Source organism: Marinoscillum sp. HNIBRBA16962, from assembly GCF_057801515.1.
In genome coordinates, this window is sequence record NZ_CM173603.1 from 1785557 (window position 1) to 1800641 (window position 15085).

The following is a 15085-nucleotide window of genomic DNA, read 5'->3' on the forward strand; positions in this document are numbered from 1 at the left end:
AATTATGAAATTAAACCGGAAGGGAAAACCCTCCCGGTTTAAAGATTTATTCAGAATCTTTTGATTCTTCTTTTTTATCCTCTGCTTTTGAATCTTCTTCTTTGGCTTCAGATTCTTTAGCGTCAGACTTCTTAGCTTTGGCTGTTGATTTTTTCTCCTCAGCCTTTTCTTCTTTAGCTTCATCAGCTTTAGCCTCTGCTTTTTCCTCCTTAGCCTCAGCCTTTTCTGCTTTTGGTTCAGCTTTGGTAGCCTTCTTAGCTGCTGGCTTAGATGAAGCTTCCATCTTCTCTTTCAGAGCAGAAAGCGCATCAAGATCTCCTAATGTAGACTTTTCAGTCTCCTGGTTGATCTTGTTCAGCGTATTTCCTTTGCCCTTTCCGCCGCCTTTTTTACCGGAAGACTTAGGGGTGTCAGGAGCAGGCTGCTCAGCACCTTCTTTCCAGGTAGAAGTGTGGGAAAGTACAATTCTTCGTTCATCTTTAGAGAACTCAAGCACTTTAAAGTCAAGTGTTTCTCCTTCGCTGGCGTTGGTGCCATCTTCTTTCTGGAGATTTTTAGAAGAAACCTGACCTTCCAGTCCGTAAGGGAGCTCAAGGATAGCACCTCGATCGTTTGTGGAGATTACGGTACACTTGTGAACAGAACCTTTGGTGAATACAGTTTCGAATGTATCCCATGGGTTTTCTTCCAGGTGCTTATGGCTGAGAGCAAGTCTTCTGTTATCAACGTCAAGCTCCATAACCACTACTTCCAGCTCTTCTCCAACTTTCACAAACTCAGATGGATGCTTGATTTTCTTGGTCCAGCTCAGGTCAGATACGTGCACTAAACCATCAATTCCTTCTTCAAGCTCAATAAACAAGCCAAAGTTGGTCAGATTTCTCACGATACCTGTATGCTTGGTCCCCACAGCGTACTTGGTAAGTACATCCTGCTTGGTCCATGGATCTTCAGTAAGCTGCTTGATACCAAGAGACATTTTTCTTTCGTCCCGATCGATAGTCAGAACTACTGCTTCCAGTTCGTCACCTACATTGATGAAATCCTGTGGATTTCTCAGGTGCTGAGACCAGGACATTTCAGAAACGTGGATAAGACCTTCTACACCAGGGATGATCTCAAGGAATGCGCCGTAATCTGCTACGTTTACGATCTTACCTTTTACTTTAGACCCTATCTCAATGCCTTTATCCAGTGAATCCCAAGGATGAGCAGTAAGCTGCTTCATGCCAAGAGAGATTCGCTTCTTATCATCATCAAAGTCAAGTACCACAACATTGACTTTCTCGTCAAGATTAAGCACTTCTTCAGGGTGATTGATACGTCCCCATGAGATATCTGTGATGTGAAGCAAGCCGTCTACACCACCAAGGTCGATGAATACACCGAAGTTGGTCATGTTTTTGATCACACCCTCAAGTACCTGACCTTTCTCAAGGTTCTCAAGGATAACAGCTTTCTGCTTCTCAATATCTTTCTCGATAAGTACTTTGTGAGAGACTACTACGTTATCATTAGCGTAGTTGATCTTCACAACCTTCACTTCCATTTTCTTGCCTACAAACACATCAAAGTCTCTGATAGGCTTCACATCGATCTGTGAACCCGGAAGGAAAGCTTCTACTCCATATATATCCACGATCAAACCTCCTTTGGTTCGTCGCTTAACTACTCCGTCAATAACCAGGTCTTCATCCAGTGCTTTCTGGATGTTTTCCCAGGCTTTAACGATTTTAGCTTTTCTTCTTGAAAGTACGAGCTGACCGTTGGCGTTTTCCTGCTCCTCCACATATACTTCTACCTCATCGCCGGTCTTGAGCTCAGGAAGGTCCCTGAATTCAGAAAGAGATACCAGTCCGTCAGATTTGAAACCGATGTTTACGATCACATCTCTGTCAGTGATACCTACCACGGAACCGGTCATCACTTCTTTTTCAGAGATCTGGTTCATGGTAGACTCATAAAGCTCTTCCATTTTTTTACGGTCGGCTTCTGAGTATTCTTCGCCAAAACCATCTTCATCTGAAGTGTCCCAGATATCGTCGCTGCCTTCTGCTATTGGAGCAGCAACTTCCGGAGTCTGTGCCGGTTCAGGAAATGGTTCTTTTTTTTCTGCCTTTACTTCAGCTTCCTCTTTCTCCTCTTCCGCTTCTTCTTCTTTCTTTTCAGGAGCTTCTTCTTTGGCTTCTTCAGCTTCTGACTCTGCAGGAGCCGATTCTTCAGCTTTTGCCTCTTCTTTAGTTTCTTCTTTTTTGGGCTCAGCTTTTGGAGCTTCCTGGTTTTCTACTTCTTCCTGGAGCTCTTCTTTTTTATCTTCTGCCATAATATAAAAATGACTCTGTGATACACCTTCACTCCCTGAGTCATGAGAATGAAAGGTTTTATTTTACCATTTTCGTTTATCAGCTAAACGAAACCCTTCACCCGAAGGGAGCGCAAAGTTAAATGATTAAATTCAAAATTGTAATTCGACGGTCATTCATTTTGAAGGAAAACCAGTACAGGTCGTTTTATTTGGTTTGCGGCTCCTTAATTATAATGTCGGAAACTGAGAATAAAGCCAAACGTTTTGAAGGAATTTCGGTTTTCTATGAAATGAGCATGATGCCGGGGACTAGCCGTCCGCACGCGTAGTCTCAACCTACGCGGTCCGACCCAAATATTGAGAACACCGGGCCGCGCAGGCCAACTGCACATGATCGCAGCGGCGAACCGTCAAAATTGGGTAGCAAACCGCCTACGCGGCCCGGCCTACGCGGCCCGGCTTATTTCACCAAACTTTTAAACAAATGAAAAGAACTATTTTCGACAGAGATAACTTGACTAAATCAAAACGCCCCATGAAGAAGATATTATTTCTCCTTACAACGATCTTGTTTTTTTCTTGCAAACAATCAACTGATCATGCTGACCTGATCCTGGTTAATGGGACAGTTTATACAGCAAATGATCAACGACCTAATGTAGAGGCAGTTGCTGTTAAAGGAGGATTGATCGTAAAAGCAGGCAGCAAGGAAGAGATCCTTGGGCTTAAAGGAGATAGCACGAAGGTTTTGGATCTGGAAGGAAAATTTGTTTATCCGGGATTTACTGAGGGACATGCCCACATTATGGGGATCGGTGCTAACCAGCTGAATGTAGACTTGCGACAGGCTAAAAGTTATGCTGAGGTCATAGAAATGGTCAAAAGTCGTGCTGACAAATCTCCGGAAGGAACATGGATACTTGGCAGAGGGTGGCACCAGGATAAGTGGGAGCAAACTCCCGAGGAGATGTTTGGAGGCTTTCCTACCCATCACCGATTAAGTGATGCAGTGCCTGACCACCCTGTCTGGCTGAAGCATGCCAGTGGTCACGCTGGTTTGGCTAATGCTAAAGCAATGGAATTAGCGGGTATAGGTAAATCAACCGGGGATCCCTCAGGGGGGGAGGTCTTTCGCGATGTATCAGGAAATCCTACCGGGATCTTTAATGAAACGGCTCAAGGGCTAATATCGGGCAAAACCCCTGAGGGAAGTGATAAGCTGAGGGAGCAGCTGCTGGAGCTGGCGATCCGGGAATGTGTGGAAAATGGCATTACTGCTTTTCATCAGGCAGGTTCAGGCCAAAAGGACATAGACTTATTTGAGGCTTTTGCGCAGGATGATCGACTGAAGCTACGGCTTTACGTGATGCTGCATGGGCGAGATTCGGCACTTTTGGCTAATTACTATAAAAAAGGTCCTCAGCTGGATCTGTATGACGAACACCTCACCATCCGCTCTATAAAACTGTATGCTGACGGAGCCCTGGGCTCAAGAGGGGCCTGGTTGCTGGAAGACTATGAGGATGCAGAGGGCGTACACGGTCATAACACTACTCCAATGGATGAAATTGAATCCGTAGTGAACCAGGCATTGGAAAATGGATTTCAGGTATGTACGCACGCGATTGGTGATCGGGCAAACCGGGAGGTTCTTGATATCTATGAGAAGGCTTTTGAGGCAAAATTTGAAATTTCTGAAGACCATCGCTTTCGAATAGAACACGCACAACATATTCATCCTGATGACATTCCTCGTTTTGCAGAACTCGGGGTGATTCCAGCCATGCAGGCTATCCACATGTCTTCAGATCGCCCATGGGCTATAGAACGCCTCGGAAAAGAGCGGATAGAAAATGGCGCTTATATGTGGAGAGCCCTGATTGACGATGGATCAAAAATTGTAAACGGAACGGATGCTCCTGTGGAGCCGGTAAACCCCCTGGCTAGTTTTTATGCTTCTGTTTCAAGAAAAACTTTAGAGGGTAAGCCTGAAGGAGGCTATGAACCTTCACAAAAGATGACCAGGGATGAGGCATTGAAATCTTATACCCTCTGGGCGGCATACGGAGCTTTTTTGGATGACCGGCAAGGCTCAATAGAGGAGGAGAGGTTTGCGGACTTCACAATCCTCGATAAGGACATTATGACCATTCCGGAAGAAGATATTCTGAACACCAATGTTGAAATGACTATAATAGGGGGAGAGGTTGTATATGCTAAATGATTTTCAGGAGGGTTCTTTCAGGATTGTTTGATTACTTTGCTTTCAAATTTTTGAATCGACAGTGCTGATCGAAGAAAACTTTTCCCTTAAGGACCATCATACATTTCATCTGGACATAGCTGCCCAGCATAAAGCCAGTATTGCTAAACCTGAAGATCTGGAAGAACTCTTTGCTATGGAACGTTTTAAAGCGCGAAAAAAGATGGTTCTGGGCGGTGGATCCAACATTCTTTTTACCCGGAATTTTCTGGGACTTGTTTTGAAAATTGAAATTAAAGGCATTCGTGTAGAAGAGGAGGCGAATGACTCAGTTTTGGTCAGTTTTGGTGCGGGTGAAAACTGGCACCAATGTGTACTCTGGTGTGTGGAGCAGGGGTTTGGAGGTATAGAGAATCTGTCGCTAATACCCGGTACCATGGGTGCTGCACCAATGCAAAACATCGGGGCTTATGGAGTGGAGATAAAAGAAGTGTTTCATTCTCTGGAAGCCTATGAGGTCAAAACGGGTAAGATCGTCCGTTTTTATAATGAGGACTGCAAATTTGGTTACCGCTATTCTGTTTTTAAAGGACCCCGGCGGGATAAATATATCGTTACCAGGGTTTACCTGCGGTTATCTAAAAAACCTGTATATAACATTTCATATGGTAATCTGAAACAAACGCTGGAAGCTATGGGGGTGGAAGAGCTTTCACTTAAAAGTGTAAGCCAGGCGGTGATCAATATTCGTCAGTCGAAATTACCGGATCCTTCTGAAATCGGGAATGCAGGGAGCTTCTTTAAAAATCCGGTGGTGGAAACGGAATATTATGAAGCCATAAAAGCGGCTTTTGAAGCTGCACCCGGGTATCCGGTAGATGACAATTATACTAAAATGCCTGCTGCATGGCTGATAGATCAGTGTGGCTGGAAAGGGATGCGAAGAGGAGCGATAGGCGTACATGATAAGCAAGCATTGGTTTTGGTAAACCATGGCGGAGGTAAGGGGAAAGACCTGCTGAACCTTTCGAAGGAAATTCAGGATTCCGTTTTTAAGAAGTTTGGTATACAACTTGACCCTGAAGTAAACATTGTATAAATTGTATAAACCTAATGTGTAGCCTCCTAAGGCTTATCAATAACTTTAAAAAGAGGGTTAATTAAACGCTGTTCGGGCAGCAGGAATAAGGGAGCTTAAATCAGGCTGATATGGAATAAATAATTTCATTAAACTTGTTGCTAAAATGCTACTAACCAGCTAATTTGTCATCGTAAATAAGTAAAAATACCGAGTTTTTTTTACCATAATCCATAGAATACATGTAAGGCCTCTATATCCTATCATTGCGCCATAACTATATATAATCATGCATGTTTTTGATCTTATTGCCCTGTTGATCTGCCTTTCCGGACTTTTCATTTTCCTGAACACTTTTTATTTGAAGCTTCCGTCATCAGTAGGTTTGATGATCCTCACACTTTTGTTGTCTGTGGGCGTCCTCCTCATGGGTAAGGTCATACCTTCACTGAATCTGGCAGAGCATGTAAATGCTTTCAATTTCCGGGAAGTGCTTAACCGGGTGGTGATCAGTGTTATCCTGTTTGCAGGAGCACTCAATATGGACATCCGAAAGTTGGGAGATCAAAAATGGCAGGTGATTTTCCTTTCTATAGCCGGCGGCATCATCTCTACTTTCGTCATAGGTTCATTGCTCTATTTTTTACTTAACTGGCTACAGATTGAGATCACCTACATGTACAGTCTTGTGTTTGGAGCACTGATATCTGCCACAGACCCTATTTCTGCCACTAACACAACCAAACACTTTGCTCTACCCAAAATGCTTGAAATCAAAGTTGAAGGGGAGTCCCTTTTCAATGGAGCGTTTTCAGTAGTCCTGGCTTTTGTTTTATATCATATAGCCATAGAAGCGGGAGATCAGGACCTCACTTTTTTACAGGTATCAGGTATTGTTGTAGGTGAAATATTCGGAGGGGTCGCAATTGGATTGGCCATGGGGTATATCGGCTACCTGTTACTTAAGTTTATTGATAATGAGGATGTCCAGGTGGAAGTATTAGTCACCCTGGCTCTGGTATTGGCAGGGTCTTTTATTTCGGAGTATTTTAACATTTATTCGAAGCTGGTAGCACTTATTATGGGGCTGTTGATCGGGAATATGGGGCGGGAAGAATCAGGAAGCCCTGAGGAAAAAGGCTCTGTAGGTCCTTATGTCTATAAGTTTTGGAACCTGATGGAGCGAACTATGGCTGTCATGCTTTTTGTGCTGATGGGGCTGGAAATGCTCGTCATTAGCTGGCGATTGGATTATTTCGCTGCAGGTTTTCTTGCTGTAAATGTGGTGATGTTTGGGCGATGGTTGAGTATCTTTTTCCCCATAAAACTGATGGGTGGACAGGGAACATTTGATAAAAACGCCGTTCCCGTACTCACCTGGAGCGCATTCAGAGGGGGGTTACCCATCGCGTTAGTTCTTGCCATGCAGAGCTTCCCGGGCAAGGAGCTATTGATTACCATGACTTATGTGGTAGTAGTAGCGTCTATTCTCTTTCAGGGATTTAGTCTGCCTATTTTGATGCGGGAGCGGTTTATGAAGAAGGCTTTGTAGTCACCCCATTGGATAAAAGGTGATAAAATCTCATTAAGAAATAAGCAACCCGACCTCCTTGAGGCCGGGTACAATCAAAACCCATGGTTTTGATTTGCTGCCTTAGCTCGTTAATCCTTAGAGACTTTTTATGATTTTTTGAGTATGCAGGGTTTGACCTTTCTTATCATAGAGATAGAGAATATAGGTGCCTTCCCTTAGTTGTTTCATTTCAACTCTGTTATTATCGGAGTTGAGGATCTTTTTTCCGTTGAGGTCAAATAAAATCAGATGATCAAACTCAATCCCCTCTATTTTCAGTTCCACCTTAACTGGGTTGGGAAAAATATCGGGTGATTCATCTCTAATGGAGGCAGTAAGTACAAAACTGTATTCCTCTGAATTCGCCAGACATCCATTCGCATCTTTTACTGTGAAGGTGTAATTTCCGGAAGCCAGGTCATTAAAGGTTGATGCCGATTGAAAATTGATTCCATCTACGGAATATTCATAAGGCATTGTACCACCTGAGGCTGTTACTGTAAAGTCATCCAGGTTTTGACTAACTGAAATAGTCAGGGCGGATGGTTCAACTATTTCAGCACTTGCGGTTCCCAGACAGCCATTCGAATCTCTGATGGTGATTTCATACGATCCCGCAGCCAGAGAAGAAAAGGTTGACCCATCCTGGAAGGATGTACCATCCAGACTGTACTCGTAAGGAACTGTACCGCCGTTTGTGGAGATCTCCAGAATTCCGGAGGCACCTCCGGCACAGCTGACATCAGTTATATTTATGCTTGTGGTCATGGACGTGGATCCGATTTGCATATCTGTGAAAGTCAGTTCACAGCCGTTTGCATCCTGGATAGTGATATTATATGTTCCCTGGGTGAGCATTTCAAAGGTGTTACTGCTTTGGGGAGCACCACCATTTAAACTATACGTATAGGGTGATGTACCACCTGTCAGGCTGATCTCTATTGCTCCGTCGCTGGTATTGCAGGATGAGGCATCAGTGCTGCTTATGGTTCCGTTTAATGGAGCAGGTTCGCTTACCGTATGATCTATGGTGGCGGTGCAACTGTTTGCATCACGGATGGTGAGCGTATAGTCTCCGGAGACCAGTCCCTCAAATAGAGGAGATGACTGAAAGGTATTCCCATCAAGACTGTATTCATACGGAGGAGTGCCTCCGGACCCTTCATAGCTGAATGAGCCATCGCTTCCAGCATTGCAGCTTACGTCTGTGTTAGATACAGCTGTAAAAGTCAGATCAGCAGGTTCAGAAATTATTTTTTGCACTACTGTTTCGCAACCGTTAGCATCCCGAAATGTAATATCATAGGTGGCTGCAGAGAGATTGGAAAATCCACTTTGCTGAAAATTCGTGCCATCCAGACTCCAGGACCATGGTGGTGTGCCGCCACTTGCGGAAGGAATCAGTTCGCCATCATCGACTCCATTGCAGCTTATGTTATTTACAGTTATGGAGGTAGTTGCCGGATCGGGTTCATTGAGGGTTATTGCAGGCGTTTGCTGAATGCAGCTACTCCCTTCTTTTACAGAAACAGAATAGGTTCCTGCCGGGAGGTTTTCGAAAACATTGCTGCTTTGGAATGATGAACCGTCAATACTAAACTCAAAAGGAGAAATGCCTCCGGTTACTGAGACTGTAATTGTACCTGTAGATGCTCCGTTACAGGAAATGTCCGTTGAAGTAGTGGATAGCTGGGAGGTGACAGGATCACTGATAGAAGCCGAAAGTGTGGATTCACAGCCATTGTCATCGGTCACTAAAATACTATATGCTCCTGCAGAGAGTCCTGAAAAGGTGTTACTGGTCTGAGTGCTCCCTCCATTCAGGCTATACTGATAAGGGCTTGTTCCCCCGCTTACCGATACCCCGATGGCTCCATCGTCGCCTCCACAGGTAGATGTTCCTGAGGTAGTAGCAGATGTTATCAGCTCGGTTGGTTCGTTGATTGTTATGTTTGAGGATGTAGTGCATCCGTTGGCATCTTTCACGGTAAGTGTGTAGTTTCCTGATTCAAGGCCGGTGAACAAACCGGAGCTTTGGAAACTGGTGCCGTCAATGCTGTACTCGTATGTCCCGGTACCGCCTGATGCCTGGGTGGTGATGGTCCCATTATCCGCTTCATTACAGGAAATATCTGTTTTGCTTGAAGTCAGCCCCAGCATGTCCGGCTCATCGACGGTCACGCTATTTGTGACGACACAATTATTTGCGTCTTTCGCATAGATGTTATAGGATCCCGCTGACAGGGAGCTAAAAGTGGAAGCCGACTGATAGTTGATGCCATCTATGCTATACTGGTACGGAGATGTACCTCCTGATGCTGTCAGGGAGATTTCTCCTGTATTTTCTCCATTACAGCTCAAATCGATGACGGAGGAAGTCAGAGAAAGAAGATCAGGTTGGCTTACTGTTGCGGATTCACTCGCAATGCAGTTATTGGCATCTTCTACATAGATAGTATAAGTATCGGCAGGTATGCTGGAAAAGGTAGGGGAACTCTGATATACGATCCCATCGATGCTATACTCATAGGGCGAAGCTCCTCCGGAAGCAGTTACAGTGATGCTTCCGTCTCCTGATCCATAACAGGAAGCACCGGTTACGGCGAGACTGATTGAGGTAGCTACAGGATCATCTACAGAAGTGGTGATGCTGAGCTGGCAACCATTATCATCGGTTATCACAATGGCATAACTCCCGGAAGCCAGTCCTGTAAAAAGATTGCTACTCTGGCCGGTACCACCATTGAGGCTGTAAGAATAAGGGGCCGTCCCTCCGGATGTAGTCACCTCAATGGAGCCATCGCTGGCACCACAGGTAGAAGTGGTCGTTGAGGATGGTGTGGCTGTGATCTCGGTTGGAGCTGAAATGCTGAATGAATTGGTTATCGTACATTCGTTATCGTCTTTTATGGTAAATGAGTGCGTTCCGGCTTCCAGGCTTCCAAATAATCCGGAAGTCTGAAAGGTTACACTATCGATGCTGTAGGTATATGGTGCAGTTCCTCCATTTCCTTTCAGGTCGATAGACCCGTCCGTTCCTCCGTTACATGTTGCATCGGCTGAGGTTTTGAGCTGGAGCTCCAGAGGATCAGGTTCGCTAATAGTCAGGCTTCCTGAAAGCAGGCATTCGTTGCTGTCCTTAATATATACTGCATAGTTATCGGCAGCCAGACCGGTAAATGTAGCTGAGGATTGATAAGTAATATCATCCAGGCTATAGGAATAGGGCGGAGTACCACCACTCACGGTAAGGATCATTTCTCCGTCGGTTGCTCCGTGGCAAGATGCATCAGTTGAGGTGATATTATCCACTGACAGGACAGTTGGTTCTGAGATGGTGACGCTTGTAGCAGCCACGCAACCTCCGGCATCCCTGACTGCTAATGAGTAAGTACCAGGGGATAGTCCTGTAAATGTGCTATTCGAAGAAAAATTAACTCCGTCGATACTGTATTCGTAGGGAGATACGCCCCCTGTCGCATTTACTGTCAGACTTCCGTCAATTTCACCATTGCAGGTCACATCAGTTACGTCAGTAGACGCAATGGTCACACGTGAGCTTTGCTTTTCATAAGCGCCCAGGTCCACAATGCTTTCAAAAATCCGGGGGTTTCCGGCAAAATCAATAGTAAGTTCAGTCGGTACGAATGAATTATCTCCTGCATTGATAGCCGGTGAGCAGGCCTGAAGGCTTAAATCATACGGAGATGTAGTACTTGCAAAAAGGGGATTAGTGTCATAAATATTTGTGCCGGTGTAGCCACCTTCTACAACATTGTTAGAAAGCGTAACAGTAGCGCCATTTACCGCACTGATCTCTGAGTCGGTGGAGGCATTGTTTTGCCAGAAGATGGAGTTGTAAATATTCGCATGGGCACCTGAGCCCCACACAGTAACGGCTCCACCGCTGGTTTTTGCATAATTATTATAAAAAGTGGACTGCACAATATTGAGAATGCCATAAATTTGGTAGATCGCTCCGCCTTCTATATCATCATTCCCCGAGGTATTGGTAGCATTATCATAAAAAAGGCAGTTTTGGACAGTCGTTGGCAGACGAGTGGATATTGCTACACCACCACATCCTGTACAACTAATAAGTTGCGCATTGTCATGAAAGATACTGTTTGTAACGTACATGTTTCCTCCTGAAGTATTCTGGACGCTCGATTGTATTGCTGCTCCCCGGGCATATGCAAAATTATTATGAAAGGTACAGTTGACGATATGGATTGTACGGTTGCCACCGAATGATCCTGAAATGAAAAGCGCTCCGCCATTAAGTTGAGCAGGTGCTCCGGTATCATTGGCACCTGTTATTACAAACCCGTCAATAGTAACTGTATTTGAAATGTTTGCCGCATCCGCTTTGATCACATTATACGAGTTGTCGGTTTCACCTGCCGTATTGATCTCCCCGGAGAGGGTGGTTGTGTTGGTTTTCCAGTCACGTTGCGAAAGGGAAATTTCGCTTCCTGAAAAGCCGCCATATAGTTGCACATTGTCTTTCAGCTCAAAAGCAATGGAACGGTCTGTTCCTGTTGTCGGGTAATACGTCCCGGCTTTCAACCATACCTGACCACCACCAGCGGAAGAGGCATTATCAATTGCTATTTGCAGGTCAGTATAGGCATTGGTCCAGCTCGATCCATCATTGGTTCCGGTGGCTTGTTGATCTACATATATCACCGTCTGGGCTTTAATGGATGGCAATCCCGAAACCAGGAAGATGATAATAAATACGTACTTTTTCAGGGGCTGAAAATGTATTAAAGCAGTGATTCTTTTCTCCATGATAAATTCAAATTTTTCTTTGAATATGGCTATTAAATCATGGAAAAATTCTATGTTTTTATGGGTATGGGATTTCGTTTGACGAAAAGAGGGTGTGGTTTGACGAGCCTTTAAAAGGCTGTCTTTGCCTAAAGTGTTACCGAAAGTCGATGCGGACAGGCCGGAGGACGGGTATTCTGGTAACAGTTGCAAGCCTGCTTTTGGATGTGGGTAAAGCTTTGAGCCTGCTGCAGGAATGTCACTCCGATGGGGCAAAACAGCACCTTATGGTCAGGCCCATTGGGCCGGGATTTTGGTAACGAGAAATAAAACCGAAAGCTTAGCCCCATTGGGGCGCCATTTTTTAGTCAAAGCCTGGTAAGAGTAACAAATCCAGCCTCAACCCTGCAAATGATCAAGTATTTGTCTTAAGGATTCCGGCGGAATGCTTACGGGCAGTTCATGATTGTTTTTCATCACGACTACACCCTGGGAACGGTTCACCTGCACGATACTGTTTGCATTCAGCAGGTAGGATCTGTGTATCCTGTAAAAGTCATATTTTCCCAGGACCTGCTCATAAGTCTTCAGGTGCCTGGATGCGACCATTTTTTGTCCGTTTTCAAGTTGAAACTCCGTGTAACTGCCATTGGCATGACACCATAAAATATCCGATACGTCTATAATATGGACGCCTTCCATATCCGTGAGGACAATCTTTTTTGGTTTGAATTCCTGCCCGAGGTTATGAATAAGGGCATTCAGCTGAGTTTTTAACACCTGTTGGTTCAAAGCTTCAATGGCTTTATCTACGGCCAGTATGAGTTCTTCGGAATCCACAGGTTTTAGCAAATAGTCGATAGCGCTTAGTTTGAATGCCTCTACGGCATACTGCTGATGGGCAGTAACAAAGATGACCTGGAAGTCCGTTTTACCCAGACTTTTCAGCAGTTCTATACCTGTATTATCATCCAGTTGAATATCCAGAAAAACCAGATCGGGACTCGCTGAAGCAATAAGGTGGTGTGCCTCTGTAGTGCTGGAAGCTGAACCTGCGATTTCCAGTTTAGGGCAATACATTTTTATAAGCCCCGAAAGGTCTTTGATGACCTGCTTTTCATCATCTATGATCACCGCCTTATACATTGCTTTGTGTAGGTAATGCAAACTCAACCAGTGTTCCTGTTTTTCCCTGGGAGGCCAGGTCTTTGATCAGGTAAGAAAGGTTTACTTTGAGACGTTTACTGAGTATATCCAATCGCTGTTTAAATATCCGAAGCGCCCTGGACTCATGCTCTGCCCTTTCAGCTACATGGTCTATCCCAATGCCATTGTCCCGGATCACAAACCTGATGAGTTCCCCGTCTGACTTACAGGTAAACTCCACCTTGCCTTCATAGTTGATGTTTTTAAACCCGTGTTCAATCGCATTTTCTACAAAAGGTTGGGCCAGCAGCGGAGGTACTTTGATGCTTTTCACCGGGATGTCGGGGTCTATGGTCACTTCATAACTAAAGCCCTGATTGAAACGCATTTTTTGAATTTCCAGGTAGATCTTTAATGCCTCCAGTTCCTCCTCCAGACTTACCCATTCGCGGGAGCTGTGATCAAGGACCATTCGCATCAGTTTAGCAAATTTACCCAGGTAATTTACTGCTTCTTTCAGGTCATTTTTGTCAAAGAGATAGCCTCGTATGGATGTAAGGGCATTGAAGATGAAGTGAGGGTTCATCTGGGAGCGAAGGAGCTGCTGTTTGTGTATGGCTATTTGTTCGTTTTGAACCAATAATCTCTTTTGATAAAAAAAGATAATGGAAATGGTTAGCAAAATAAATACACTTACAGTGAATGCGATGACAAGATTTTTGCGGGAGTTTATCAGTTCCTGAATACGATTCTGTTGTTTCAGTGTAGTAATTTCCTGCTCTTTTTCAGCTGTTTCGTATTTTGTTTCTAATTCATTAATGAATTGGTCTTTTTCCCGACTAATAAAATTTTCGTGCTCTGTTTGATAGAGTTTATAGTAGTGTAGTGCAAGCTCATGATCATTTTCAGATTCATAGAGCTCTGACAGAAGCAGGTATAGATGTTCCAGGTCATTGCCACCAAGATTTTCTTTTTGACTTTCAAGGTTCTGTGCTATGTCAAATGCCCTGGCATGGTGACCCAGCATTTCTAATGCACGCGCTTCATATTGTTGGACAGTCAATGACGACCTGATGATACCCAACTCCTCAAAGAGTTTGCGTGCTTTTGTTGCTTCTTCGAGTCCTTTTTGCGGTTGGTTAACAGCAATATGTGATTGGCATAAAATACTAAGTGATTTGGCTTGCCCGTATTTATGGTTAGATCGAATAGAAATATCATAAGACTCCTGTGAATATTGAATTGCAGAATCATATTGATCATTTTTTAGAAACAGCGTTGAGATATTGACCAACGCAGGCAGTAATGTTTTTACCTTCTCATTCTTTCGTGAAATAGAAATGGATCTACGAAAGTATTCCAAAGCTTCCTCATCATTATTAGAGGCATTGAGTACCAGTCCTATATTAGAATACCCAGCTGCGAGCCGGTCCTCATTATTGAGTTTTTCAAAGATGGTAGTGGCCGATATGAAAGACTCAAGAGCTTTATCAAATTTAAAGGATGCATAAAAAATGCCTCCAAGTCCCATATAGGAATTGGCAACCAGCAGTTCATCAGGAGCCGCTTCCATAGCTTGCTGATAAATAATTTCAGCTGAATCATAGGTTTGAGTCATACGAAATGCCTGCCCGATGAGGAGCAATGCTTCAGTTTGCTCTTTAGACAAACCTTGGTTCTTTGCTTTAGATAATGCGATACGGGCATATTTCTGAACGGAATCCGGAGACGAGCTTGTATACGAGTCAGCTAATGCAATGATCGATTGAAGACGTTGTTTTCCATTTTGCCTGAGGTAGAGCCCTTTCAGACTGTCCCTTTCTCCATTGTCTGGTTGGCACACCAATAAACTAAGCACGATTAGTAGATTATGAAGCACTTTCTAAAATAATCATTCTCAGGCAATAAACTTAACAGGTGAGGAAATTAGAGGTCTTCGTTTGATGTACCGGGTATATTATTTCACAAAATGGCCTTTTAAATTTATAAAGGTTGGTTAACTGCTAT

General features: G+C 44.1%; 7 protein-coding genes. 3 read left to right on the forward strand and 4 right to left on the reverse strand.

Annotated elements, in window-relative coordinates; genetic code table 11:
• Positions 1 to 46: 46 nt before the first annotated feature.
• The gene (rpsA, locus tag AC3E9V_RS07665) at positions 47 to 2323 is read right to left on the reverse strand and encodes a 30S ribosomal protein S1 (protein WP_488752603.1); all 2277 of its coding nucleotides are present in this window, start codon (positions 2321 to 2323) and stop codon (positions 47 to 49) included.
• Between the two features lie 517 nt (positions 2324 to 2840).
• Between rpsA and AC3E9V_RS07670 the strand changes: the two genes are divergently transcribed.
• From AC3E9V_RS07670 to AC3E9V_RS07680, 3 genes are all read left to right on the forward strand, one after another.
• Positions 2841 to 4529, forward strand: coding sequence for an amidohydrolase (locus AC3E9V_RS07670; RefSeq protein WP_488752604.1), 1689 nt, complete (start codon positions 2841 to 2843; stop codon positions 4527 to 4529).
• A gap of 61 nt (positions 4530 to 4590) precedes the next feature.
• Positions 4591 to 5607: a UDP-N-acetylmuramate dehydrogenase gene (gene murB / locus AC3E9V_RS07675; protein WP_488752605.1), complete on the forward strand. Its 1017-nt coding sequence runs from the start codon at positions 4591 to 4593 to the stop codon at positions 5605 to 5607.
• A gap of 268 nt (positions 5608 to 5875) precedes the next feature.
• On the forward strand, positions 5876 to 7138 hold the full coding sequence (locus AC3E9V_RS07680; RefSeq protein WP_488752606.1) for a cation:proton antiporter: 1263 nt from the start codon (positions 5876 to 5878) through the stop codon (positions 7136 to 7138).
• A gap of 117 nt (positions 7139 to 7255) precedes the next feature.
• Here the strand turns inward: AC3E9V_RS07680 and AC3E9V_RS07685 are convergent, their stop codons facing one another.
• The 3 genes from AC3E9V_RS07685 to AC3E9V_RS07695 form a co-directional block, all read right to left on the reverse strand.
• On the reverse strand, positions 7256 to 11953 hold the full coding sequence (locus AC3E9V_RS07685; protein WP_488752607.1) for a T9SS type A sorting domain-containing protein: 4698 nt from the start codon (positions 11951 to 11953) through the stop codon (positions 7256 to 7258).
• A gap of 378 nt (positions 11954 to 12331) precedes the next feature.
• A complete protein-coding gene (locus AC3E9V_RS07690; RefSeq protein WP_488752608.1) occupies positions 12332 to 13099 on the reverse strand; it encodes a LytR/AlgR family response regulator transcription factor in 768 nt (255 codons plus the stop codon).
• On the reverse strand, positions 13071 to 14936 hold the full coding sequence (locus AC3E9V_RS07695) for a tetratricopeptide repeat-containing sensor histidine kinase (RefSeq protein WP_488752609.1): 1866 nt from the start codon (positions 14934 to 14936) through the stop codon (positions 13071 to 13073). The genes AC3E9V_RS07690 and AC3E9V_RS07695 overlap by 29 nt, the downstream gene beginning before the upstream one ends.
• Between the last annotated feature and the right edge of the window lie 149 nt (positions 14937 to 15085).

What these genes read in the sequence shown, in the direction of transcription:
- rpsA (WP_488752603.1), bottom strand. Translation starts at nt 2,323, where the DNA reads ATGGCAGAAGATAAAAAAGAAGAGCTCCAGGAAGAAGTAGAAAACCAG.
- AC3E9V_RS07670 (WP_488752604.1), top strand. Translation starts at nt 2,841, where the DNA reads ATGAAGAAGATATTATTTCTCCTTACAACGATCTTGTTTTTTTCTTGC.
- AC3E9V_RS07680 (WP_488752606.1), top strand. Translation starts at nt 5,876, where the DNA reads ATGCATGTTTTTGATCTTATTGCCCTGTTGATCTGCCTTTCCGGACTT.
- AC3E9V_RS07685 (WP_488752607.1), bottom strand. Translation starts at nt 11,953, where the DNA reads ATGGAGAAAAGAATCACTGCTTTAATACATTTTCAGCCCCTGAAAAAG.